Below are 24,416 nucleotides of genomic sequence, written 5' to 3' on the forward strand. Positions count from 1 at the left end.
AACAACATAAAAAGAATCTGCCAGTGAAAATACAACTATTAATGATGACGCTTTTAGTCTCGATTTCTGCCTGCAGTGTCAATACCGGACGCTATCAACAACACAAAGATAGTATGCCCAGCCGAGCGCCTACGGCAAGTGAGCTTATTAATATTACGCCAAGAGCAGAGCCCCATAGTAGAGGGGGGAATAAAAGCCAATATCAGGTGCGTGGTAAAACTTATTCAGTATTAAAAAGTGCTGAAAATTTTAGCCAAACGGGTATTGCTTCTTGGTATGGCGAAAAATTCCATGGTCATTTAACCTCAAATGGTGAAATTTATAATATGTACGCTATGAGTGCGGCTCATAAAAATTTACCCCTACCCACTTACTTAAAAGTAACTAACAACGCCAATAGTCAATCAGTAATTGTTAGAGTAAATGACCGCGGACCATTTCATCAAAACCGTATTATTGATTTATCTTACAGCGCGGCTTATAAACTAGGTATGATGAAAACAGGCGTGGCTAATGTCACGATCACTGCCATTACTGATTTTGCTGTTACTGAGATAAAACAAAAACTGACTGAAAATAACTTACCTACAGATAGCGAACAACGTAAATATATTCAAGTTTTCGCCACTAAGAATGAAGTACTTGCCAATAAAACAGCCCAAGCCCTAGAGAATTTATATCAAATAAATACCATAATCCCAATGAACGATGGCCTTTTTCGTGTACAAATCGGCCCAATCAACGATGAAGAGGCGTTAAACACCCTATTGACCAGTTTAAAAAAATCAGGTTATCCAAAAGCATTCAGTCTGAAGTAATCATTCGTAACAATTTGCCACGATAGCACCATAGCAATCAGTAACAAAGATGGTATACTGCTGAAAAATTCTTCTTTTATCATTCAGTTTCGTAGGAATATTATGACTTACCCATTAGCTAAAAAAACGGCTAAAACCTCAACAAAACTTCTCTGCCTTTTAGGCGCAATTTCTTTAACTTTTTCATCTTTTTCCCAAGCGTTAACCATTATTCCATCACCACCAGAAGTTAAAGCAAAAGGTCATATACTTATTGACTTCAATACCGGTAAAGTTCTTGCAGAGAGTAATGCCGATGCTTTGTTAGCGCCAGCCAGCTTAACAAAGATGATGACCAGTTATATCATAGGTAAAGAATTAGCAAGTGGTAATATCAACAACACTGACTTAGTCAAAGTCAGTGAAAAAGCTTGGGCAAAGAACTTCCCTGGTTCATCGCTTATGTTTATTGAAGTTGGTACCGAAGTTTCTGTAGAGTTATTAAATCAAGGGATTATTGTCGCTTCAGGTAATGATGCTTGTGTTGCTATGGCTGAACATATTGCCGGTAGCGAAGGTGCATTTGCTCAGTTAATGAATGGTCATGCCGCACAACTAGGGATGAGTAGTAGTTACTTTGAAAACAGTCACGGTTTAGACAGCCAAGAACACAAGACAACACCTCGTGATATGGCAACACTAGCAATGGCACTTATTCGAGATGTACCTGAAGAATATAAAATTTACAGCCAAAAAGTCTTTAGTTATAACAATATTAAACAATACAACCGTAATAATTTATTATGGGATAAAAGCATGAATGTTGACGGTTTAAAAACCGGTCATACCGCTCAGGCAGGTTACAGTTTAGTTTCATCCGCTACTAAAGGTGGAATGCGCTTAGTCAGTGTTGTTATGGGTACGGAAAGCGAACGAGCAAGAAAAGTTGAGAGTAAAAAGTTACTTAATTATGGCTTTCGTTTCTTCGAAACCTATACCCCTTATAAAGCGGGTGATAAGTTTGCTACCAATCGTGTTTGGATGGGCGATGTAAAAGAAGTCGACTTGGGTATTTTACTCGATACCCCTATTACAGTCCCGCGTGGTCAACGTAAAAATTTAGCCGCCAGTATTGAACTTGACCAACAATTAAAAGCGCCGTTAGCCAAGGGAACCGTTGTTGGTAAACTATTTTTACGCTTAGACGGTGAAGACATCGCAGAATACCCGTTAGTAACTTTGCAAGAAGTTAATGAAGGCGGCATGTTTAGCAAGTTAGTCGACTATGTGAAACTACAATTTGTGAACTAGTTAGCAAATAAAAAACCTTGTAATTTTAAACTCGGCTCATGCCGAGTTTTTTATTATTAAGACAAAATTGTGATTAATAATAAAAGCGGTAAATACAATGATCACATTTTATTTGATTAATGATAAAATACCCCCAGATTGACTATTGACCAAGTACTATTTAGAGAGAGAAAATGAAAACCAAGTTTGATGAATTATTAGAATTTCCGACCGTACTTAACTTTAAAGTTATGGGCGTTGCTTGCGACGAATTACCTGATTTAGTGATTAATGAACTACAAAAGCATGCACCCGGTGATTACTCTCCTAAAATTAAAGCCAGTTCGAAAGGGACTTACCATTCGCTTTCAATTGCGGTGACGGTTACCAGTAAAGAGCATATAGAAACAATTTATACAGAATTAACGGCTATTGATATCGTCCGCTACGTTCTTTAAAAAAATTACGCTTTAGCGTAGCGATAATAACCTTAGTATTTGTCCGGTGTATTCCTATTATTATTTGGATATAATCGGCATCAATAGAATTAAGTGAAGTATAAACTTGAAAAATTCGTTAATCATTCGACAACTTGCCACTATGGACTACACCAAGGTTTGGCAAGGGATGCAAAAATTTACCGATGATCGTAACGAAGACACTCAAGATGAACTTTGGTTAGTCGAGCATCCAGCCGTTTTCACACAAGGGCAAGCAGGTAAAGAAGAACACTTGCTAATGCCGGGTGATATAGAAGTAGTAAAAGTAGATCGTGGCGGACAAGTGACTTATCACGGCCCTGGTCAACAAGTTATCTACTTTATGATCAATTTACGTCGCCGAAAAATGGGCGTGCGTGATTTAGTAACGCTACTTGAAAATGGCTTAATTGCCGCATTAGCTGATTTTAACATTATCGCCAAAGCTAGACCTGACGCACCAGGGGTTTATGTTGGCGAAAAGAAAATTGCATCGTTAGGTTTACGAGTGCGTAAAGGTTGCTCTTTTCACGGTTTGGCACTGAATGTAAATATGGACTTATCGCCCTTTCTTCGGATAAATCCTTGTGGTTATCAAGGACTAGAAATGGTGCAAACAGCCGATATCAGTCAATTAACAGATACTGCTCAAGCAGGTGAATCCTTAGTAAAACACCTCGCTAAATTATTAAATACCAATAATATCAGTTATAAAACTGGTTGGGACGAAATGAATGACCACTAAAACAACTCGAGTTATCCCTGGCACAAAAATGCGTGATGCAGAAAAAATGGCGCATATCCCTATTCAAATTGTGCCCTCAGAGCGTGAAACCATGCTTAGAAAGCCTAAATGGTTACGTATTAAACTACCTCGTACGACAGAACGGATTGACAGTATAAAAGCAGCGCTTCGTAAACATGACTTACATTCAGTCTGTGAAGAGGCTTCTTGCCCAAACTTATCCGAGTGTTTTAACCACGGTACCGCCACTTTTATGATCTTAGGTGATATCTGTACACGCCGTTGCCCTTTTTGTGATGTTGGCCACGGTCGTCCTTTAGCCCCTAAAGTTGATGAGGCTAAAAAGTTAGCACTAACACTTAAAGATATGAAACTGAAATACGTGGTGATCACTTCGGTTGACCGTGATGATTTACGTGATGGTGGCGCTCAACAGTTTGCTGATTGTATTAGTGAAATAGCCATACATGCACCAAATACTAAAGTTGAGATTTTAGTCCCTGATTTTCGTGGTCGCATGGACCGTGCCTTAGAAATTTTAAATGCTAATCCTCCACATGTCTTTAATCATAATTTAGAAACCGCACCGCGTCTTTATACCAAAGCACGTCCAGGCGCTAACTACCAATGGTCGTTAGATTTACTGAAAAAATTTGGTGAAGCCAATCCTGCGGTACCGACAAAGTCAGGTTTAATGGTTGGCCTAGGTGAAACAGACGAAGAAATTTTACAAGTTATGCGCGACCTCAGAAGCCATGGCGTGACTATGCTTACAATTGGTCAGTATTTACAACCGAGTAAACATCATTTACCGGTAGAACGCTACGTTCACCCTGATGTTTTCGATATGTATCAAGCTGAAGCGATTAAGATGGGCTTTAACCATGCAGCCTGTGGGCCTTTAGTGCGTTCAAGCTATCATGCTGATAAACAAGCCGCAGGAGAAGAAGTTAAGTAATCCCCCTTGTAAATAACCTGAAGCCTGAATATCTCGATATCACTGATATCACCGAAATATTCAGGCTTTATTGTATACGACCTCTGTACCCACACATCCACGCAAGAACTTGATTTTATTAAAATAAATCACAAACACTTTTCTTAACACCTCAATAGTTCAAAAAACAAACTATTTTTACTTGCCTTGATCGAGGTTATAGTTGTACCATTACCACACACGGAACAACTGGAGCAGAGAAAGAAATATGGAAATTACCATTAATATAGAAGATCCGATGCCGTTATTTACACAACTCGTTGAACAAATAAAATCAGCGGTTATTAGCGATAAGGTTAGACCGGGAGACCCACTTCCTTCGATTAGACAATTGGCTAATGATTTAGAGCTCAACAGTAAAACTATTGCTAAAGCTTACAAATTATTAGAACGAGACTTAGTCATTCAAAGCAAAGGTTATCGAGGTACCTTTGTTCACCCTGATGCAATCGTAAATAGTAAGATGGATTTAAATGCTGATGTTTTAGCACAGTTAGATAATGCTATTTCTGCCTGTAAAACGGCAGGGGTAACCGACTCAGAAATACGTATTGCTTTTAGTAGTGCAATGAACAGTAAAAACAATTAAGGAGCAGAAGATGTCTATTAACATTTTATTTTACACATTATTTTTAAGCCAAATTATACTCATTTCATACTATTACCCTAAGCAAATAATTAAAAAAATTGATGGGGTTTTAACAAATTTTCCGCCGGAGAGTTATCCAAAACTTTACCCTGAGTCAACTGAACAACTAAATGTAGCTAAGGTTCGTTATCGATTCCTTAATCAAATAATACTGGTTATTGGTCTGATATTACTGGGGTTCTATGTTTTGATGTCAAAAGATTATAGTGATAAGCAAAAATTTGCAGAAGGATTACCCTTAATGTTTGGTATGGTGCAGTTTATCCCCTATATGTTGTTAGAAATCTCTGGGTGTAGACAATTTAAACTGATGAGAAAAGCCAATAAGCGTACCAACCGCACCGCAGATTTGACACCACGTCACTTGTTCAATTATGTTTCACCTTTATTGGTTACTTCAGCTGTGGTGTTATTATTTTCTTATATTTTATTTGATTTATATATTCATAATTTTGCGATTACCAGCGACTTCATTATTAAAATAGTGACACTGAGTTTGGTACATGCACTCTTTATTGGTTTAGCCATTTGGCACCTTACCGGCAAACGTTTAGATCCCCACCAAGCAGTTAAGGACAGAAGTAGCCAAACTCAATTTGCTTTACAATCAATGGGCTCTGTGAGTATTTTCTTAAGCTTATTTTTAATGGCAAACACAGCAGTTGATGTTTATGAACTAGGTTATATGGAGATTATTATTAACAGTATCTACTTTCAAGTTATCGCCTTTGTTGGTATTGGCGGTATGCTTAGAACAATTAAAATAGAGACGATTAATTTTGATGTTTATAAGGCCGATAATTCGATAGTTTAGCGATTGATTAACCGGTAACTTTATTACGGCCAGTTCAATGACAAATAACACATTTGCAAATGAGCTGGCCAATTTATGCTATTGTGGGTTACCTTCAAAATTTTGTTCTGATTTCATCCCTTCGATGTTAATGATTTTCGAACGATTCATTGTTATTTTAAAACGCTGAATGTATTGTTTAGTTTTATTACCCGGTATTTTTTGCTCTTGCACAACCGCTAAATTTATCTGATAACGTCGTTCAACACCTTGATTAGATATCTTGCTCCCATCAAGAGCATATAAACGCCCTTCTCCTTTTTTCAAAAAACGCACAAAAGGCGTTAAATTAAAAAACATCTGGTGCTGAATCTCTTTAAAGCCAGGGATAAACTCTTTAGCAATAACTTTTGAATTACAGCGAAAATGTAAGAGTTGTGCCGCTTGCTTGTTTTGTTGACGGCGTTGTTGAAAATGTTTATTAACAATATCAGGTAAGTCTTTGTTCTTAATATAATCAAGCCATAGGGTTTGCATAGACATTTTATTTTTAGACAAACTATCGGTAAATACATGCTGCCACTTGGGTCGTCCTCGCTGAATTTTTCGCCAAAGATAGCGTGTAAGATCATCCTTAAATATTTCACGGACACCATAAATCACCCCTAAAAAAGTGATCAGTACTAAAGTTACTTCGTTAAATGCTGAGCGAGCATTGAGCACAATTGACATAACGAACGCCATAACGACAGCGGTAATACTTCCACGAACTAAGCGTCTTAGATTATTGTCTAGGTCATGAGTGGTTCTTTTAAAGACCACACCAAATTCACTTAATCGCTGCAACAAGCGCATTTTGTTAGTGATACGATTTGGGTCTGCTAGCGTAATTTTTGAATTATACTGGCGCTCTGTTCGGTAATTATTTTCTTGGCGACACAAGGCAAACAACACATCTCGGGTTTCTGCATGTTCCGAGCTTTTTGGTCCATTGGCAAGCAAATTAAGAAATGACTGCTCGGTATACCAGCTTAGGTAATTATCTACATTTTCAAAGTAAGAACTTAGTTTTTGATCTAAAGGGGTATAGCGGCGCAGTTTTTTTAACAAGCTTTGTGTTTGATCAACCAATTCAAGTGCATATTGATAATAAATTTCGATATCTTTTTCTTGTAGGGCTTGCTTGATATCTGTTTCGAGTGCGACCCTAAATTGATAAGAAAATAAATTTAAGTTACTGCGATAGTCGCCCTGATCACCCTTTTTTTGACTTATAAATCGGCTGCGAACTAAAGGTAAATGCACTTGGCGAGAAAAGTAAGCACTATGGCTTCGGATACTGCTGTGAAAGTAATTATCTTCACTGAGGGTAATAGCATTAATGCCCATTTCTTCGGGAATAGAAAAATAAAGATCAAAACGTTGTGATTCTTGTGGTGATAATTGCTGGCTAACTTTAAATGATAAATTTTCATCTTGCGTTAAGCTGATTTTTTTCACTTAATGATCCTCTCCTATTAACAACAACTGAGGAGTAAGTATCTGTCAATTTTACTCTTTTTACCATAATTGCTTTAATAAAAAAGGCCGAGAAATAATTTCTCAGCCTTTTTTATTAAAACTATGACTCATTTATCCACAGCATTTTTTATATTTTTTAGTACTTCCACAAGAACAAGGATCGTTTCTGTTCGGTGTTTTATCAAAACGCTGTGTTTTAGGGACATTTAATGCCGCTTCTAGCTCAACAATATTTTCTTTTACATCAGCATTAATTTCAATGTTAGCAATAAAATTGTGCTCAGTAACAATAGCGATAACTTCTTGCTGCCTTTCTTTTGATGCAACAACGAGCATTAATGGTTTTGCTGCACTACCGAGCTTAACGCCGCGATTAGGTTTATAACCTGCACTGCCGTGAGTGCCCATAACATCAGGAGTACCGCGATAAAAAAATTTAGACATAAAAGCACCTTAATTGAATGTGAGTGCCGAATAATCAGCCATTAAAAAATTCGCGCGAATTCTAACAGCTAAACGTAATTTTAGCTAAATTTATATAATGTTTACCCATAGAGCTAAACCAGACTTAATGAGATAACACCGTTAGACGACGACTATTTCTCACAGTTCCGCCTCTAAAATAAAGATATTGTTATAAAAAAGCCAGCATCAGTGCTGGCTTTAGTTTATCAGTAGAGACTGGGACGATATGAATCGACATTAACCGGCTTGGTAAGCCAGACAATCACTTATTACTTCTTTATACCTTCAATATGCAGCTCTAATTCAACATGTGATGAAGCAGGTCCTAACGTGTCTGGAATACCAAAATCAGCTAAACCAATTTTTGTTGTTCCACTAAAGCCAACACGGTAACCACCCCAAGGATCTTTACCCTCACCAATTTTTATCGCGTCAATAATAATGGCTTTACTAACACCGTGTAAGGTTAAAGTGCCGTTAATTGCTAATTTATTTTGACCATTATCAGTAATGCTAGTGCTAACGAATTTTGCACTACCAAACTTATCCACATCAAGAAAGTCATCACTACGAACATGCTTATCACGTTCGCCATGGTTAGTATTTAAGCTAGTGGTATCCACCAACATTTCAATTTTAGCCGTAGATAAATCAGCTGCATCATAACTAAAACTGCCACTAAATTTATCAAAACGTCCCGTTAACCAACTGTAACCCAAATGCTTAATTTTGAAGTTAACGGAGGCATGCGCGCCTTTGTAATCTACGATGTAGTCTGCTGCATTAACTGTTGGAGTGAAAGCAGATGTCATAAGTAGCGTTGGCAATATTGAGGCAAGTAATAATTTTTTCATGTGAGTCCTTTTTTATTTAATCGTATGAATAAAGTCTATTTATTGTTTAAACGCTGATAACCAAGCATTCTTGTTAAGGTGTTATCTTTATCGATAAAATGATGCTTTAGCGCTGCTAATGCATGTAAAACAACAGAACACATCAATAGGTAAGCAAGATATTTATGCACCGCACCGGCAAGATCTTCTTGATTAGTAAACAGCTCACCAAAACTCATTATTGATATCAACTGAAAAACTTCGATTGCACGTCCATCAGCCGTAGAAATTAAATAACCACAAATCATTAAAATAAACAGTGCAGTATACAAAAATAAATGCATAAAATGTCCAAGTTTTTTTTCTGTATCGCTATGTGTTTTAAGCGCTTTTGGTTTTATCTGAGCGCTGCGCCAAATCAAACGAAAAATCATTACAAAGAACAAAAGTATACCAATACTTTTATGAAGATCAGGCCCTTGTTTATTCCAAGGATTGTAATAATCGAGATCAACCATCCAGTAGCCTAAAGCAAAGAGTCCAATAACGGTTAACGCAACGAACCAGTGTAAAAAGATACTGACCCAGCCATAGTGCTTTGTGGTGTTTTTGATGTTAATTTCGATGTTCATTAGCATATTACTATTTAGTTTACTGTTAATAATACTACAGGGGTTTCGTGAACAGATTAAGTCGCTAAAGCGTGATTCATTGTTTCCATATAGCTTCTAATTGAGTCGATAATATAACGAAACCCGTGCTTTTAGTAGATTACCTACTTTACCAGTCAAGTCCTTTTTGTGCTTTAACGCCAGCTTTAAAAGCGTGTTTAATTGGTTGAACTTCAGATACGGTATCAGCCAACTCGATTAAACGGCGATGGCAAGCACGTCCGGTAATAAGTACATGCTGCATTTTAGGTCTATTATTCAATGCCTCAATAACTTCGTCTAGTTCAATATAGCCATAAGTCACCATGTAGGTCATTTCATCAAGTAAAACAATATCAAGCGTTTCATCACTCAACATTTCTTTACTTTTTTGCCAAGCGACTTTTGCTGCTGCTACATCAGTTTCGGTACTTTGTGTTTCCCAGGTAAAGCCGGTTCCCATAACATGGTGCTTAACAGCAAATTGCTTGAGAATATTCATCTCGCCACATTCCCATTCAGTGCCTTTAATAAACTGCACCACGCCAGCTTTTTGGCCGTGACCAATAGCACGCAATACCGTACCAAAACCAGAGGTACTTTTACCTTTGCCATTACCCGTTATTACTACAAAAACACCGCGTTCTTCTGTTGCTTGAGCAATTCGTTGATCAACGTTGGCTTTAATTTTCTTTTGGCGTTCAATATGTTTTTTTTCTTTAGCCGCTGCTTTATCAGCCGCCGAGGGTAAATCACTCATATTATTTCCTATTTAACGGTATCTATTGAAAGAACTCGGCGCTTTAATCTTTTTATAAATTATTTATAATTGCAAAGAGGTTTAAAATTAGGGTATTTTAATTTAACAACAAACTTTCTTTTATGGCTTAACATCGTTTAACTAGTGGATGATGATTAGCACATAAACCTTAGCTTACTCTGTTTAAGAAAAAGCGTTTAAAGTCGCTCTCAAGTAATGGCTTAGCAATATGATATCCTTGCCCTAAATCGCAACCAATTTCTTTAAGCTTTTGATATTGTTCCGCAGTTTCAATGCCCTCTGCGGTAGTTTTAATCTTTAATGATTTAGCTAAATTAACCACAGCTTCCAGTATCAAGACCTTACTATTGACTGCATTTAAGTCGTCAACAAAGCTTTTATCTATTTTTAAAAAGTCTAAAGAAAATTGGTGTAAATAACTTAGCGATGAAAAGCCGGTTCCAAAATCATCTAAGGCGACTGGGATATTAATACTTTTCAAAATGTCTAAATGGTTTTTGACCGCGTCAACGTTTAGGATAAGGCTTTCTTCAGTGATTTCTACACATAATCGATCAGTAATATCTGCAGATTTTAGGTGCTGGTCTTGTAAATAGCCAATAAAGTCTTTAGATGAAAAACCTGATGTTGAAACGTTAACACTCAACTTAAATTGTTTTGGTAACCAGTCAGCCCATAGATTTAATTTACTGACCGCAAGCTTGAGCATATACAGATCAAGCTGTACTATCTGACCTGATTTTTCTAAAATTGGAATAAAAAAATCGGGATACAAAAGCCCTAATTTAGGATGCTGCCAACGTACGAGTATTTCAGCACCAATAACCTTGCCACTGTCAAAATCAATCAAGGGTTGGTAATTACCAATAAACTCTGAATTTTTTACCGCATTATCAAAATCATACTCAACTTTGACATTGGTTGATTTATTTTGCTCTTCGAGCGCTTCGAAGAAAACATACTGATTACGCCCTTTTAACTTAGCTTGATACATAGCATGATCGGCATCAATCAATAATTGTTCTGCGCTTTCACTCGAATTGTTATAAGTCGCTATACCGATACTAACACTGCTAAAGATATTCAAACCGTCGATATTGAAGGCAGAAGCCGTAGCAACAAGAATACTTTCAGTTATACGACAGATAGTCTCATAATCAATTTTTCCATCAAGTAGTATGGCAAATTCATCGCCGCCTAAGCGAGCTAACGTATCCGTATTTCTCAACCTAGTCATTATTGCATGCGCTATACCAATCAGTAATTTGTCGCCAACGTGATGACCATAGGTATCATTAATTTGCTTAAACCTGTCTACATCAATAAATAATATCGCTATATTGTCTTGGCGATTATTCTGGCAATGTAAAAATGCGTGTTGGGTTCTGTCTTTGAATAGCGAACGGTTCGGTAAATTGGTTAAAGGATCATGTAAGGCTAAAAATTGTAACTTTTGTTTGGCTTCCATTCTTTCGATGGCATTATTGATATGCTTAGCCACAAACATTAACAATTGTTTGTCTTTTTCTTGAAATAAGAATTCAGTACTATAACTTTGTACGACAACTATGCCTTTATTTATCCCACTACCAAAAGGCACTCCTAACCAAGCTTTGGGGATGTTACCACGAATATAAATGGCTTTTTCATCAAGCATCTTTTGAATATCCGCTTCATATAATAAAAAAGGCTGGTCTTTAGCTAACGCATAACCAGTAATACTTAAAAAATTAGGATCGATGTTAATACTAGTAAACGTTGATCTATCATCAAACTCATCAATAGCATAAGGAAAATCTATTGTTTGCCCATCATCTTTTAATAGCGCAACAAAAAAATTTTTCGCCAAGGTCAGTCTGCCAATACACTGGTGTAAATATTGATAAAACTCATCAATATTTTTAGTTTTAAAGATAATTTCTGCTATTTCAAACAGTGCATCTTGAATTTTATTAGCATACTCTAAGTTTTCTATTACCTCTTCTAGGCCATCGACCTTTATAATTTGTGAAATTTTCATTGCGGTAATTGTTGCTAACGCAGTGAGTGTTTTCAGATGAAACTCAGTGTAAAAATTAACACTGGCATGTTCCGAATCAATAACACCTAATAATTGCTGCTTAAATAAAATAGGAACTGCTAACTCAGATAAGGTCGTTTCATCCTCAACAATATAGCTTTCAAACTCACGGGTATCTTTTACCAATATTGGTTGTTTGGTCGCAGCAACTTTCCCTATAACGCCTTCATTAAAAGGTATGGTCATAGAATTAGACGAAGTATCTCTTATGGAACTAGTCGTGATTACACCATCATTGAAGGATTTTTTTTTGTCAAAGCCCGACATTCGACTTAGCGTCATCCCCCCTGAATCTAAGGTGTAAATAACGGCATCTTCAAAACCTAATTTTTCGACAATATTTTGAGCTAAATATTGCCAAATTTCACTTGGGGTATTTAATAATAATATATCAGTCGCAAACTGATTAGTGATGGTTAAGCTTTTTATCGTTTCTGATTTAGATAGTTCGGACAAATTCATTATGCCTAAAGTTATTTTTAAAATATATTCACTATTATTAAGCGATTACAACACATAAATATTCATGGTGAGTAGAGCAAATTTTTAATGTCCTGTCTATTTATCTAAGTAATACAGTTGATTTAGCCGTACGGAAAGGTTGACTAAAGCCCTCCTCTAAAAAAATAGTTCTAGCGGTGCTACAACAAAAAAGGGCAGTAACATTAACATGTTACTGCCCTATCTATCAAATTGACAAAAAATGACTAGTGGTTTTCTGAAACCATATTGACCGTATATTTTGGGATTTCAACAACTAAGTCTTCATCGCCAACCAGCGCTTGACAGCCTAAACGAGATTCAGGTTCTAATCCCCAAGCTCTATCTAGCATGTCATCTTCAAGTTCATCACTTTCTGCAATTGAATCAAAACCTTCACGTATGATCATATGACAAGTGGTACAAGCACATACTTTTTCACAAGCATGCTCAACGCCAATATCATTACGCAGTGCAACGTTAAGTACACTTTCGCCCTTTTCTGCCTCAACCACTGCACCATCTGGGCATAAGTCTTCGTTAGGAAGGAATATAATTTTCGCCATTTTCTTAGCTCCTAAAAGTTTTTAAACTTCGTCTACTGAATGTCCTGCTAGTGCTGTTTTTATCGAAGAATCCATACGACGTTCAGCAAAAATAGCGGTACTTTCATTTAATATTTCAATAGCTGCTTCAATATCATCGGCAACCGTGCTTTGGGCAATCTTCGCTAAAGCGGTTATTGCGTTATTTATTGTGGTAATTTCGTCATGATTTAGTAATGCGCTGTCATTAATCAGTGCCGATTGTACTGATTCAATAACTCGTGAGGCTTCAACTTGTTGTTCTTTCAACATACGCGCTTGTATATCTTGCTGAGCATTGCTCATTGAATCTCTGAGCATTTGAGTAATTTCTTGCTCTTCTAAACCAAATGAGGGCTTCACCGTGATACCTGTTTCAATACCTGTTGACTTTTCCATGGCTGACACTTCTAATAAACCGTCAGCGTCAACTTTAAACGTAACACGAATGTGAGCAGCACCGGCAGTCATCGCTGGAATGCCACGCAATTCAAATCGAGCTAACGAACGACAATCTTCAACAAGCTCACGCTCACCTTGCAACACGTGAACAGCCATTGCCGTTTGCCCATCTTTAAAGGTCGTAAACTCTTGTGCTTTAGCAACGGGAATTGTCGTATTTCTAGGAATAACTTTTTCAACCAATCCGCCCATCGTTTCTAGGCCGAGTGATAGAGGAATAACATCAAGTAACAAAATATCGCTGTCGGGCTTATTACCCGCCAAAATATCGGCTTGAATCGCAGCGCCAATGGCAACCACTTTATCGGGATCAATAGACGTTAACGGTAAGCGATTAAAATATTTTTCAACCTGTTGGCGAACCATAGGAACACGCGTTGAACCACCAACCATCACCACTTCAATGACTTTATCAACGCTAATATCGGCATCTTTTAATGCGCGTCGACAAGCACGTAATGTTTTAGTTACTAGAGTATTGATTAAAGACTCAAACATCACACGATTAACTTCGCCATGTTTTTCATCACCATTTTCTAGCGTTAATGAGAAACTAATAACTTCATTTTCTGTCAGTTGTTCTTTCACGTAACAGGCTTGCTGTAACAATTGACGCTCTATGGTTGCTGACAATGGTCGTTGCAAACCCGTCTGTTCGATAATGTGGTCAACAAGAAGATTGTCAAAGTCATCACCACCTAGCGCTGAATCACCACCGGTCGCTAATACTTCAAAGACACCTTTATTGAGACGTAATACTGAAATATCAAAGGTACCCCCACCTAAATCATAAACAGCAATAATACCTTCTTTGCCACTGTCTAAACCATAAGCGACCGCAGCGGCTGTAGGCTCATTAAGTAAACGTAAAACTTTTAGATCAGCAAGTTTTGCCGCATCTTTGGTGCTATGGCGCTGGGCATCATCAAAGTAAGCAGGCACGGTGATAACAACACCGGTCAACTCACCACCTAATGCATGTTCTGCACGTTGTTTTAAACTTTTTAATATCTCTGCCGATACTTGCACTGGGTTTACTTCACCAGTACGTGTAGTGATGCTTGGATGACTTTCATCACCTGAAAAAGAATATGGCAGTGAGGGGTATTTTTTACGGATATCAGCTAATGAACGACCAATAAGGCGCTTAGCTGAAACAATAGTATTTTCTGGATCACTCACCGAATGTGCTTTAGCGGCATGGCCTACTAATACTTCATTCGCTTGGTAACTCACCACTGAGGGTAATATATCTCGACCTTCGCCATCAACTAAGGTTTCAGATAAACCACTTTTAACGCTGGCGATAAGAGAGTTAGTTGTACCTAAATCAATACCTGCGGCGAGGCGATGTTCATGAGGAACCGTGCTTTGGCCAGGTTCAGCTATTTGTAATAACGCCATTTTTAGACTCTTTTATATTCGATTACGATTAACGGGCGGTATGATATTTCATTGTAAATAAAAAAACATCGATTTGCTGTTATTTTATTAAACTAAAATTCATATGAACTAACGATCAGTCGTCATTGAAAAGTTGATCTTCTAATTTATCGAGATCGACGCGTAACTTTTGATAAAACTTTAACTTTCGTAATTTATCACCTGCCAATAAGTTTGACTGGATGGAGTTTTCATCAAGCAAGGTATGCATCTCTAAAGCGAGTTCTTCAAAGCCGGTATTTAATACTGCAGCATAATTTAGAATGGCAGCTTCATGGTCGTCAGCATGCTTAACATCGTCAAGCATTTCATGTAATTCCATTTGGCGCATTAAAAAACTGTTATCACTAAATGAAGCTTGTTCATTTGGCTGATCACTTTCTCGCAATGTTAATAGATATTGTGCACGTTTCAAGGGGTGTTTTAGTGTTTGATAGGCATCATTAATTAAGGTTGATCTTTTAACCGCGACTAATTGCTCTTGACTAGAAGCATGAGCGAACTTGTCTGGATGTACTTTTTTTTGTAGTGTTTGGTAAATATCAGCTAATTTATGAACATCGAGTTCATATTGCTCTGTAAAACCGAAAATCTGAAAATAATTCACAAAAACTCCAGCGAACGACTTAACATTAAGTCGTTCACAAAATATATACCACTGCGACTAAGTTACTTGCTACTCAGCAATATTTAAAAGGCTTAGAGACTTGGTATTAAACGTTAAAGCTTTCACCACAACCACACTCGCCTTTGGCATTCGGGTTTGTGAATTTAAAACCTTCGTTTAGACCTTCCTTAACAAAATCAACTTCAATACCATCAAGGTAAACTAAACTTTTTCCATCGATAATGATATTCACATCAGAGATTGAAAACAACGTATCATCTTCATTTAACTCATCAACAAATTCCATCACATAAGCTAAACCAGAACATCCCGTTGTTTTAATACCAAGACGTAAACCGAGACCTTTGCCTCGATTGGTAATAAATGACTGAACACGGTCTGCTGCGTCTTTCGTCATTGTAACACTCATAAATAACTCCGATGTTTAAGCAGTTTTACTGCGGTAATCTTCAATCGCTGCTTTAATAGCATCTTCAGCTAAAATAGAGCAATGAATTTTTACAGGTGGTAAAGCAAGCTCTTCGGCAATAGCAGTATTTTTAATTTTCCCTGCTTCGTCAATTGACTTACCTTTTACCCATTCAGTCACTAATGAACTTGAGGCAATCGCAGAACCACAACCATAAGTTTTAAACTTAGCGTCTTCAATAATACCGTCAGCGTTGATTTTTAGTTGTAACTTCATTACGTCACCACATGCCGGTGCGCCAACCATTCCTGTTGCTACTTGTGGATCATTTTTATCCATTGAGCCAACATTACGTGGGTTTTCATAGTGATCAATTACTTTTTCTGAATAAGCCATGATTTCTCTCCTAATAACGATGAACGAAACAAAATGCCCGCTCATCAGTAAAATTTTTAGTGGGGATGCTTAGTGAGCAGCCCATTCAATTGAGTCTAGATCAATACCGTCTTGGAACATTTCCCAAAGTGGTGACATATCACGTAAATGCCCAATTGATTTTTGAATAAGTGTAATCGCGTAGTCTACTTCTTCAGTCGTGGTAAAACGGCCAAAGCTAAAACGAATTGAACTATGTGCCATTTCGTCATTTAAACCTAAAGCACGTAGAACATACGAAGGCTCTAAACTAGCTGAAGTACATGCAGAGCCAGAAGAAACCGCTAAATCTTTAAGCGCCATGATCAAAGACTCACCTTCAACAAAATTAAAACTTACGTTTAAGTTACCCGGATAGCGATTATCAAAATCTCCGTTAACAAAAACTTGTTCCATGGTGTTCAAGCCAGCCCATAAACGATCGCGCATTTCAGTTACGTGAGCGATGTCTTGAGTAATTTCTTCTTTGGCAATGCGACAAGCTTCACCTAAACCAACGATTTGATGCGTTGGTAATGTTCCACTACGCATACCGCGTTCGTGTCCGCCGCCATGCATTTGAGCTTCAAGACGAATACGAGGCTTACGACGCACATACATAGCGCCCATACCTTTTGGACCATAGAATTTATGTGCTGAAATTGACATTAAATCAATTTTCAACTTTTCCATGTCTACTTCGATTTTGCCAACACTTTGTGCGCCATCAACATGGAAAACAATTTTACGTGCACGACACATTTCGCCGATTGCAGCAACATCTTGAATAACACCAATTTCGTTATTAACATGCATGATGCTAACTAATACAGTGTCATCACGCATAGCTGCTGCTAATTTATCAAGGTCAATCAAGCCATTGCTCTCAGGATCTAAATAAGTCACCTCAAAGCCTTGGCGCTCTAGTTCGCGACAAGTATCTAAAACAGCCTTATGCTCTGTTTTACAGGTGATAACGTGCTTACCTTTTTTACGATAAAAGTTGGCAGCGCCTTTAATGGCTAAGTTATTTGACTCGGTAGCTCCTGAGGTAAAAACAATCTCACGAGGGTCGGCATTAAGAAGCTCTGCGACTTGATTTCGTGCAATATCAACCGCTTCTTCAGCTTGCCAGCCAAATTTGTGTGAACGAGATGCAGGGTTACCGTAAAAACCGTCAGTAGTCATATACTGCATCATTTTTTCTGCAACACGTTTATCTACAGGTGTTGTAGCTGAGTAATCAAAATAAATAGGAAGCTTCATTCGCTAACGTTCTCCAGTTTGACAACACGCATTTAGTGCATGTCGTGCATAATATTCTTGGTTTTAATTAATGTTTCTAATGACGGCATAACTTTGTTTGCTCGCGCATGCGCTTTGTCTTGTCGTCTAGACACTAATTTCACATTGCGTTGCTCGACAAGTTCGGCCAACGTTATGTTTTTTAAAAAATCTTCGATTCGGTCACTTAAACCTTCCCACAATGTATGGGTTAAGCATTCGTCACCGTTTTGGCAATTACCTTTACCGTCACATCTCGTCGCTTTAATAGATTCATCAACAGCATTGATAACATCAGCAATCGAAATTTTTGCAGAACACATCCCTAAGCGATAACCTCCGCCAGGACCTCTAATACTATTTACTAAGCCATATTTTCTTAACCGAGAGAATAGTTGTTCTAAATATGACAACGAGATCCCCTGTCGCTCTGAAATATCGGCTAAAGGTACGGGTCCAGTTACTGCATGTATTGCTACATCTAACATAGCAGTTACGGCGTAACGCCCTTTTGAAGTCAGTTTCATTGTGTGCCCCTATCGAATCGTTAGCAATTCTACATAACCTTATAAAATAGTCAACTAAATACCCGACTGTTTTACTCAAGTATTCTACACCTGTTGTAAAAATAAGCAATTAATAGCCAATACCTTAGTTTGATAGGGATCAAACATCGGGTAACTCATCAATTATTTTCTATTAAATTTCGGGATCAAATGACTCCACACGTTTTTCTCGACGTTTAGCTGCCGCTATTTCATCGTCAATAAATTCGCCAACTCGAAGTTCAGGTAGATCCTCTTGACACACTTCACCACCAAGATGATTGACTTCTTTACATAAGTCAGCGACTTTTTTATCCATTAAGTGCATATGATCAAGGACTCGCCCAATAGCTTTAGCGACAGGATCAGGATTATCCGCAGATACCGCATAGGCGTCGAAACCAAACTTTTTAGCCACTTGGTCACGTTGTTCTTTTTCTGACTGGCTTTTTTCATTAACAATACGTGCCGGAATACCAACAGCTGTTGCATTAGCAGGCACATCTTTCACCACCACAGAGTTTGAGCCAACCTTACCGCCTTTACCGATAGTAATGGGGCCAAGGACTTGAGCTCCTGCACCGATAACCACGTTGTCTTCTAATGTTGGATGACGTTTACCGGCATTCCAGCTTGTACCTCCTAGAGTAACACCGTGATACAAGGTAACATCGTTACCAATCTCAGCGGTTTCACCAATAACAATCCCCATGCCATGGTCAATAAAAAAGCGACGTCCAAGTGTTGCTCCTGGATGAATTTCAACACCGGTTAACCAACGTGAAAATGTTGATAAGCTACGCGCAAGTAAATACCAGTTATTTTTCCACAACTTATGGCTCAAGCGATGGATCCAAATGGCATGCATACCAGGATAATTGGTGAGAACTTCTAGCGTATTTCGAGCGGCGGGATCTCTATCAAAGACACTTTTAATATCTTCTCTGATACGGCTGAACATATTTCTATCCTTCTATATATTGGTTAAGGCAAGTACCAATATATACCCGTTATCGGTCAAAATGCAGAATTTAGAAGGCACTTTGCATCGAAACGGGTACGATTGCTTACTTTTATTATTCTTTGTTTGCTTCTTTATCATTAGCTTTAGCGGCTCTTTGCACTGAAGCTAAGATTCCACGCATCATTTTGACTTCTTTAACATCGGGACGGGCACGATTAAATAAGCGTCGTAACTTAGTCATCACTAGGCCTGGATGACTCGGTGTTATAAAGCCGGTTTCTTTTAAAGCATCTTCAAAATGTTGATAAAAGCGCTCAGTTTCGTCCATGATCGGATACTCGTCTTCATCAAGCGTCTTTTTGGGTAAATTTTTACTTAAATTTTCGCCTTTTGTTTGAAATGCTTTTTGTTGATCAATTAAAAAACTGGTCCGCACTTCATAACTTAAGGTTTGAACCGCCATCGCTAAGTTCAATGAACTGTAATCAGGATTGGCTGGGATCTGCACATGAAAATGACAAAGTTGTAATTCGTCGTTAGTTAAACCACTGCTTTCACGACCAAAAACTAAAGCAACTGGAAAGTTATAGGCTTCTTCGACAAGTTTTTCTCCACAGCCTCTTGGCTCCAACATTGGCCAAGGTAAAGTACGAGAACGTGCGCTGGTGCCAACAACTAAACCACAATCACTAATAGCTTCCGCTAAAGTAGCAACTACCTTGGCATTTTTTAATACATCAGTAGCCCCTGCTGCTAAAGCTTGTGCTTGACCATTTGGCATTTCAATAGGATCAACTAATATAAGTTCACTTAACCCCATTGTTTTCATAGCGCGTGCGGCTGAACCAATATTACGACAATCGGAAGTATTAACTAATACAATCCGAACATTACTTAAAAGTGATGATTGCTCTGACATTATCTTAAATTACTCAATTTATAGTTAATTTATAAAATAAATTATACCTACTGGTATTAACTATCTAGATGGCTAAAATTAACAATAATATTATCATAGAACATTAACCTTGTGCTGAGAAAAAATCATCAAATTTATTGAAAATGGTTAGTGCGAAAAATTATGTGTTAGTTATTAAACATCTATGAAATTTTTTCTTTGATATTTTATATAAAAAACAATGTCGCTAATTACTGATAACTTTGCTATAATTTTCGCGCTTGAAAATCCGCTCGGCGGCAAGCCTCGTTCTTTATAAAAGTTGTTATACTGTTTAATTCTATTTACAAATATGTAAAAGGTAGTCTCTATATGCATCCTATGCTTAATATTGGTATTCGCGCTGCGCGTAACGCAGGTAAAGTTATTGTTCGTGCCATCGAACAGTTAGATAAAGTTGAAGTTCAAGCAAAAGGGACAAATGATTTTGTCACTAGTGCTGACCTAAGCGCTGAAGAAGCCATTATTGAAACATTAAAAAAATCATACCCTAACCATACAATTATTGGTGAAGAATGTGGTGTGATTAAAGGAAAAGATGACGACTTCCAGTGGGTTATTGATCCAATAAACGGTACAACGAACTTTATTAAAGGCATTCCACATTTTTCAGTGTCTATTGCGTTGAAAGTCAAAGGTAAATTAGATCAAGCTATCATCTTTGATCCTTCTCGCGGTGAACTTTTTACTGCTAGTCGTGGTAAAGGCGCACAACTCAATGGCTTTCGTATTCGCGTAAAACAACATAAAGAACTCTCTGGTGCAATTGTTGCCACAGGTTTCCCATTTAAGCACAAGCAACACAGCAACGCTTACTTAGAAATGTTTAAAACATTATTTACTAAATCATCAGATCTTCGCAGCTCGGGCTCTCCAGCTTTAGATTTAGCTTATGTCGCTGCCGGACGTGTTGATGGATATTTCCAAATTGGTTTAAAACCTTGGGAATCTGCTGCTGGTGAATTATTAATTATTGAAGCCGGTGGTTTAGTCACTGATTTCGTTGGCGATCACAACCATACTGTTTCAGGTAATATTGTTGCTGCTTGTCCTCGTTTATTAAAAACTATTCTAAAAGATATCCGCCCTCACTTAGGTGAAGCGTTAAATAAATAGTCACAGTTTACATAAACAGATTTGAAAGAAGCGCTTACGGCGCTTTTTTTATACCTTGGTAATATTTATTAACATATAATTTACTTTATATCGTTACTTTTATTGGTGTTTGGATAAATAAAAGGCACAATATCAGCAATATTATTAATCATTAAAATAAGGTTTCACTCATGAAGTGGGCAGCGCTAAGCTTTTCATTATTAACCGTTCTTGCGAACACTGGCTGTAATACAGCAGAAAAATCAATTAACTCAGTAACAATAAGCCAACAATCAGATCAGACTAATGTGGTTGATAGCACTATAAATATTGAATATAGCAAGTTCGTCTTAGCTAACGGTTTAGAAGTTGTATTTCATATAGACCGTTCAGACCCAGTTGTTGCTGTTGCATTAACGGCACATGTTGGATCTGCTCGTGAAACACAAGGACGAACAGGCTTTGCTCATTTATTTGAACATTTGCTCTTTCTCGAGTCTGAAAACCTGGGTAAAGGTGGATTAGACAAAATGAGTGCCCGTATTGGCGGCTCAGGTGCAAACGGCTCGACTAGCCGCGATAGAACAAATTATTATCAAACTGTCCCCAATGACGCTTTAGAAAAAATGATCTGGGCTGAAGCTGACAAATTAGGTTTTTTTATCAATACGGTGACCGAAGAAGTACTCGCCAAAGAAAAACAAGTGGTTAAAAATGAAAAAAGACAAAGTTATGACAACCGCCCTTATGGTCATACACAGTATGTTATTGATAAAAATCTTTATCCAGAGAGTCACCCTTACAACTGGCAAGTGATTGGTTCATTATCTGATTTACAAAACTCAACACTTCAAGATGTTAAAGATTTCTTTAAAAGCTGGTATGTACCCAATAATGTTACCTTGGTTATTGCCGGTGACTTTGATGAAGCACAAGCAAAAGCTTGGGTACATAAGTATTTTGATGAGATTAAGGCGGGTAATGAAATAACGCCCCTCGCCAAGCAAGCTGCAAATCTAACAACAACCAAGAAAATTTATCATGAAGATAATTTTGCTAAGTTACCCGAACTCAGCCTAACTTGGCCGACAGTCCCACAATATCACTCAGACAGTTACGCATTAAATGTTTTAGTTGAATTGCTCAGTGATGGTAAGAAAGCCTTACTCAATAAAAAGCTAATTGATGAATTAACCTTAACCTCTCGAGTAACCATGTATCACTACCAATCAGAGTTGGCAGGCCAATTAATGGTAAAGGTACGAGGCTTTGAGAACACTGACTTAAACCAGATTGACCAAGCAATTAGTCAAGCACTTAGCGAGTTTGAAAAAAAAGGTTTTAGTGATGAAGATCTTGCTACGATTAAGGCAGGTCAAGAAACAGCCTTCTATCGTGGGCTTTCAAGTGTATTAGGTAAGGGCTTTAAATTAGCACAATATAATATTTTCACTCAGGATCCTGGTTTTATTAACCAAGAAGCTAAAAATATTTTAGCCGTCAACAAAGCAGATGTTTTACGTGTTTATCATCAATATATTAAAGACAAAAGTTTTGTTGCCACCAGTTTTGTACCGAAAGGCCAAAAAGACTTAGCATTAGAAAACTCTATAAAAGCACAAATTATTGAAGAAAAAATTGTCGCTAACGCAGAGCAAAGTTTTGATGCTGGCCAGCAATCACGTTATGTAAATACCCCTTCAAGTTTCGATCGAGCGAGTGAACCTAAATATGGTGAAGCCCCAACGCTATCGGTACCTACCGTTTGGCAAAGTCAGTTAAGCAATGGGCTACATTTTTACGGGATAAAAAATAGCGAAGTCCCTTTAGTACAGCTTGAGATAACGGTTGCTGGTGGCTTATTATTTGATGATATACAAAAAGTCGGTGTCGCCAACTTAGTCGCTGAAATGATGAATAAAGGGACCAAGTATAAAAGCCCTCAACAACTAGAAGAAGCGATTAATAAACTTGGCGCTACCATTAGTATTTATGCAACTCAAGAATCAATAAAGCTATCAGCCAGTACTTTAGCAAGAAACTATCAAGTAACTGTCGACTTGATCACAGAGATGCTCTTAGCACCTCGTTGGGATGAAAAAGAGTTTACTCTCACCAAGCAAGATATTATTAGTCAAATAATACAACAGCAAACCAACCCCAACCAATTGGCTAATAACCAAATGAATAAATTACTTTATGGTAAAACTCATATTTTATCGAATAACTTATTAGGGACATTATTGTCTGTTGAGGAAATCACTTTAGCTGATTTAAAAATATTTTATCAAACAAAACTGTCGCCAAATTTAACGGATATTCATATTGTTGGCGATATTGATGAAACAAGCGTATTAACGGCTTTTAAAAAATTAGAAAATAATTGGCTTAATACTAAAGCTGTTTTGCCTAAGATGTTACCAGCAGCGCTTCCCACAACATCAACCCTATATTTTTATGATGTGCCCGATGCTAAGCAATCGCAGTTGAGAATTGGCTTCCCAGCCTTAAATGCTATGCATAAAGATTTCTATAGTGCTCAAGTGATGAATTATATTCTAGGCGGCGGTAGTTTCGCTTCAAAACTCACCCAAGAATTACGTGAAGGAAAAGGTTATACCTACGGCGTGCGTTCAAGTTTTAGCGGCAGTAAATCAAGTGGCGAGTTTATCATTAGCAGTGGTGTGCGCACCAATGTCACATTAGAGGCTACAGCATTAATAAAGTCGCTGGTAGAAAATTATCAAACTGATTTTACTGACCAAGATTTAGCAACTACTCAAAGCTATTATTTAAAGAGTAATGCGAGAAAATTCGAAACATATAACGCTAAACTGACCATGTTAGAAAATATTAGCCAGTACAACTTGCCGATAAACTATGTATTAGCACGAGCAAAATCAGTTGAAAGCTTAACTTTGGCTAACGTCAAGTCTTTAGCCAATCAACATTTACACCATCAACAAATGATTTACTTAGTGGTAGGTGATGCAAAATCGCAACTACCACGTCTAAAAGCATTAGGTTTAGGAGAACCTATTCTTCTAAATGCTAATTAATTAGAAAGATG

At 37.5% G+C, this 24,416-nt stretch carries 24 protein-coding genes; 9 read left to right on the top strand and 15 right to left on the bottom strand.

Going from position 1 to position 24,416, the window contains the following annotated elements; all coding sequences use genetic code 11:
• Nucleotides 1-23 precede the first annotated feature (23 nt).
• From H4J56_RS14215 to H4J56_RS14245, 7 genes are all read left to right on the top strand, one after another.
• A complete protein-coding gene (locus H4J56_RS14215; RefSeq protein WP_310733545.1) occupies nucleotides 24-818 on the top strand; it encodes a septal ring lytic transglycosylase RlpA family protein in 795 nt (264 codons plus the stop codon).
• Nucleotides 819-920: 102 nt separating this feature from the next.
• Nucleotides 921-2,108: a serine hydrolase gene (locus H4J56_RS14220; protein ID WP_182215016.1), complete on the top strand. Its 1,188-nt coding sequence runs from the start codon at nucleotides 921-923 to the stop codon at nucleotides 2,106-2,108.
• A 173-nt stretch (nucleotides 2,109-2,281) separates the two neighbouring features.
• On the top strand, nucleotides 2,282-2,545 hold the full coding sequence (gene ybeD, locus H4J56_RS14225) for a DUF493 family protein YbeD (protein ID WP_070376102.1): 264 nt from the start codon (nucleotides 2,282-2,284) through the stop codon (nucleotides 2,543-2,545).
• Between the two features lie 142 nt (nucleotides 2,546-2,687).
• Nucleotides 2,688-3,311 (top strand): lipoyl(octanoyl) transferase LipB, encoded by a 624-nt coding sequence (gene lipB, locus H4J56_RS14230; protein ID WP_220463210.1) that lies wholly within the window; start codon nucleotides 2,688-2,690, stop codon nucleotides 3,309-3,311.
• The gene (gene lipA / locus H4J56_RS14235; protein ID WP_182215017.1) at nucleotides 3,301-4,269 is read left to right on the top strand and encodes a lipoyl synthase; all 969 of its coding nucleotides are present in this window, start codon (nucleotides 3,301-3,303) and stop codon (nucleotides 4,267-4,269) included. Before lipB ends, lipA begins: the two co-directional genes overlap by 11 nt.
• A 247-nt stretch (nucleotides 4,270-4,516) precedes the next feature.
• Nucleotides 4,517-4,897 (top strand): GntR family transcriptional regulator, encoded by a 381-nt coding sequence (locus H4J56_RS14240; protein ID WP_182259508.1) that lies wholly within the window; start codon nucleotides 4,517-4,519, stop codon nucleotides 4,895-4,897.
• 10 nt (nucleotides 4,898-4,907) lie between these two features.
• Complete coding sequence (locus H4J56_RS14245; protein WP_182259509.1) at nucleotides 4,908-5,771, top strand: hypothetical protein; 864 nt, start codon at nucleotides 4,908-4,910, stop codon at nucleotides 5,769-5,771.
• A gap of 78 nt (nucleotides 5,772-5,849) precedes the next feature.
• Here H4J56_RS14245 and H4J56_RS14250 read toward each other — a convergent pair whose 3' ends face one another.
• The 15 genes from H4J56_RS14250 to trmJ form a co-directional block, all read right to left on the bottom strand.
• Entirely contained in the window at nucleotides 5,850-7,250 is a 1,401-nt protein-coding gene (locus H4J56_RS14250; protein ID WP_182259510.1) for a hypothetical protein, read from the bottom strand.
• A gap of 132 nt (nucleotides 7,251-7,382) precedes the next feature.
• Nucleotides 7,383-7,715: a PBPRA1643 family SWIM/SEC-C metal-binding motif protein gene (locus tag H4J56_RS14255; RefSeq protein ID WP_182171187.1), complete on the bottom strand. Its 333-nt coding sequence runs from the start codon at nucleotides 7,713-7,715 to the stop codon at nucleotides 7,383-7,385.
• A 290-nt stretch (nucleotides 7,716-8,005) separates the two neighbouring features.
• Nucleotides 8,006-8,590: a YceI family protein gene (locus H4J56_RS14260; RefSeq protein ID WP_182215024.1), complete on the bottom strand. Its 585-nt coding sequence runs from the start codon at nucleotides 8,588-8,590 to the stop codon at nucleotides 8,006-8,008.
• 35 nt (nucleotides 8,591-8,625) lie between these two features.
• Nucleotides 8,626-9,189, bottom strand: a complete 564-nt coding sequence (locus H4J56_RS14265; protein WP_182222114.1) for a cytochrome b — start codon at nucleotides 9,187-9,189, stop codon at nucleotides 8,626-8,628.
• A gap of 160 nt (nucleotides 9,190-9,349) precedes the next feature.
• Nucleotides 9,350-9,979: a cob(I)yrinic acid a,c-diamide adenosyltransferase gene (cobO, locus tag H4J56_RS14270; protein WP_182259511.1), complete on the bottom strand. Its 630-nt coding sequence runs from the start codon at nucleotides 9,977-9,979 to the stop codon at nucleotides 9,350-9,352.
• 169 nt (nucleotides 9,980-10,148) lie between these two features.
• Nucleotides 10,149-12,536, bottom strand: coding sequence for an EAL domain-containing protein (locus H4J56_RS14275; RefSeq protein WP_182259512.1), 2,388 nt, complete (start codon nucleotides 12,534-12,536; stop codon nucleotides 10,149-10,151).
• A 251-nt stretch (nucleotides 12,537-12,787) separates the two neighbouring features.
• The gene (gene fdx / locus H4J56_RS14280) at nucleotides 12,788-13,126 is read right to left on the bottom strand and encodes an ISC system 2Fe-2S type ferredoxin (protein WP_070376092.1); all 339 of its coding nucleotides are present in this window, start codon (nucleotides 13,124-13,126) and stop codon (nucleotides 12,788-12,790) included.
• A gap of 21 nt (nucleotides 13,127-13,147) precedes the next feature.
• Nucleotides 13,148-15,010: a Fe-S protein assembly chaperone HscA gene (gene hscA / locus H4J56_RS14285; RefSeq protein ID WP_182259513.1), complete on the bottom strand. Its 1,863-nt coding sequence runs from the start codon at nucleotides 15,008-15,010 to the stop codon at nucleotides 13,148-13,150.
• A gap of 115 nt (nucleotides 15,011-15,125) precedes the next feature.
• Complete coding sequence (gene hscB, locus H4J56_RS14290; RefSeq protein WP_182215029.1) at nucleotides 15,126-15,656, bottom strand: co-chaperone HscB; 531 nt, start codon at nucleotides 15,654-15,656, stop codon at nucleotides 15,126-15,128.
• Nucleotides 15,657-15,762: 106 nt separating this feature from the next.
• On the bottom strand, nucleotides 15,763-16,086 hold the full coding sequence (iscA, locus tag H4J56_RS14295; protein ID WP_070376089.1) for an iron-sulfur cluster assembly protein IscA: 324 nt from the start codon (nucleotides 16,084-16,086) through the stop codon (nucleotides 15,763-15,765).
• A 15-nt stretch (nucleotides 16,087-16,101) separates the two neighbouring features.
• Nucleotides 16,102-16,482 (bottom strand): Fe-S cluster assembly scaffold IscU, encoded by a 381-nt coding sequence (gene iscU, locus H4J56_RS14300; RefSeq protein ID WP_070376088.1) that lies wholly within the window; start codon nucleotides 16,480-16,482, stop codon nucleotides 16,102-16,104.
• Between the two features lie 69 nt (nucleotides 16,483-16,551).
• Nucleotides 16,552-17,766: an IscS subfamily cysteine desulfurase gene (locus H4J56_RS14305; RefSeq protein WP_070376087.1), complete on the bottom strand. Its 1,215-nt coding sequence runs from the start codon at nucleotides 17,764-17,766 to the stop codon at nucleotides 16,552-16,554.
• A 32-nt stretch (nucleotides 17,767-17,798) separates the two neighbouring features.
• On the bottom strand, nucleotides 17,799-18,311 hold the full coding sequence (gene iscR / locus H4J56_RS14310) for a Fe-S cluster assembly transcriptional regulator IscR (protein ID WP_070376086.1): 513 nt from the start codon (nucleotides 18,309-18,311) through the stop codon (nucleotides 17,799-17,801).
• 172 nt (nucleotides 18,312-18,483) lie between these two features.
• Complete coding sequence (gene cysE, locus H4J56_RS14315; protein ID WP_182215031.1) at nucleotides 18,484-19,290, bottom strand: serine O-acetyltransferase; 807 nt, start codon at nucleotides 19,288-19,290, stop codon at nucleotides 18,484-18,486.
• 115 nt (nucleotides 19,291-19,405) lie between these two features.
• Nucleotides 19,406-20,212, bottom strand: a complete 807-nt coding sequence (gene trmJ, locus H4J56_RS14320; RefSeq protein WP_182215033.1) for a tRNA (cytosine(32)/uridine(32)-2'-O)-methyltransferase TrmJ — start codon at nucleotides 20,210-20,212, stop codon at nucleotides 19,406-19,408.
• Between the two features lie 351 nt (nucleotides 20,213-20,563).
• On the opposite strand from trmJ, the gene suhB reads away from it, so the two are divergent.
• Together suhB and H4J56_RS14330 are read left to right on the top strand one after the other, a co-directional pair.
• Nucleotides 20,564-21,367, top strand: a complete 804-nt coding sequence (gene suhB, locus H4J56_RS14325; protein ID WP_070376083.1) for an inositol-1-monophosphatase — start codon at nucleotides 20,564-20,566, stop codon at nucleotides 21,365-21,367.
• Nucleotides 21,368-21,537: 170 nt separating this feature from the next.
• Nucleotides 21,538-24,405 (top strand): pitrilysin family protein, encoded by a 2,868-nt coding sequence (locus H4J56_RS14330; RefSeq protein WP_182259514.1) that lies wholly within the window; start codon nucleotides 21,538-21,540, stop codon nucleotides 24,403-24,405.
• Nucleotides 24,406-24,416 lie beyond the last annotated feature (11 nt).

It is taken from the genome of Colwellia sp. BRX8-4, assembly GCF_014077345.1.
GTDB lineage: Bacteria > Pseudomonadota > Gammaproteobacteria > Enterobacterales > Alteromonadaceae > Colwellia_A.

What these genes read in the sequence shown, in the direction of transcription:
- H4J56_RS14220 (WP_182215016.1), top strand. Translation starts at nt 921, where the DNA reads ATGACTTACCCATTAGCTAAAAAAACGGCTAAAACCTCAACAAAACTT.
- ybeD (WP_070376102.1), top strand. Translation starts at nt 2,282, where the DNA reads ATGAAAACCAAGTTTGATGAATTATTAGAATTTCCGACCGTACTTAAC.
- lipB (WP_220463210.1), top strand. Translation starts at nt 2,688, where the DNA reads ATGGACTACACCAAGGTTTGGCAAGGGATGCAAAAATTTACCGATGAT.
- lipA (WP_182215017.1), top strand. Translation starts at nt 3,301, where the DNA reads ATGACCACTAAAACAACTCGAGTTATCCCTGGCACAAAAATGCGTGAT.
- H4J56_RS14240 (WP_182259508.1), top strand. Translation starts at nt 4,517, where the DNA reads ATGGAAATTACCATTAATATAGAAGATCCGATGCCGTTATTTACACAA.
- H4J56_RS14245 (WP_182259509.1), top strand. Translation starts at nt 4,908, where the DNA reads ATGTCTATTAACATTTTATTTTACACATTATTTTTAAGCCAAATTATA.
- H4J56_RS14255 (WP_182171187.1), bottom strand. Translation starts at nt 7,715, where the DNA reads ATGTCTAAATTTTTTTATCGCGGTACTCCTGATGTTATGGGCACTCAC.
- H4J56_RS14260 (WP_182215024.1), bottom strand. Translation starts at nt 8,590, where the DNA reads ATGAAAAAATTATTACTTGCCTCAATATTGCCAACGCTACTTATGACA.
- cobO (WP_182259511.1), bottom strand. Translation starts at nt 9,979, where the DNA reads ATGAGTGATTTACCCTCGGCGGCTGATAAAGCAGCGGCTAAAGAAAAA.
- fdx (WP_070376092.1), bottom strand. Translation starts at nt 13,126, where the DNA reads ATGGCGAAAATTATATTCCTTCCTAACGAAGACTTATGCCCAGATGGT.
- hscA (WP_182259513.1), bottom strand. Translation starts at nt 15,010, where the DNA reads ATGGCGTTATTACAAATAGCTGAACCTGGCCAAAGCACGGTTCCTCAT.
- iscA (WP_070376089.1), bottom strand. Translation starts at nt 16,086, where the DNA reads ATGAGTGTTACAATGACGAAAGACGCAGCAGACCGTGTTCAGTCATTT.
- iscU (WP_070376088.1), bottom strand. Translation starts at nt 16,482, where the DNA reads ATGGCTTATTCAGAAAAAGTAATTGATCACTATGAAAACCCACGTAAT.
- H4J56_RS14305 (WP_070376087.1), bottom strand. Translation starts at nt 17,766, where the DNA reads ATGAAGCTTCCTATTTATTTTGATTACTCAGCTACAACACCTGTAGAT.
- iscR (WP_070376086.1), bottom strand. Translation starts at nt 18,311, where the DNA reads ATGAAACTGACTTCAAAAGGGCGTTACGCCGTAACTGCTATGTTAGAT.
- cysE (WP_182215031.1), bottom strand. Translation starts at nt 19,290, where the DNA reads ATGTTCAGCCGTATCAGAGAAGATATTAAAAGTGTCTTTGATAGAGAT.
- trmJ (WP_182215033.1), bottom strand. Translation starts at nt 20,212, where the DNA reads ATGTCAGAGCAATCATCACTTTTAAGTAATGTTCGGATTGTATTAGTT.
- suhB (WP_070376083.1), top strand. Translation starts at nt 20,564, where the DNA reads ATGCATCCTATGCTTAATATTGGTATTCGCGCTGCGCGTAACGCAGGT.
- H4J56_RS14330 (WP_182259514.1), top strand. Translation starts at nt 21,538, where the DNA reads ATGAAGTGGGCAGCGCTAAGCTTTTCATTATTAACCGTTCTTGCGAAC.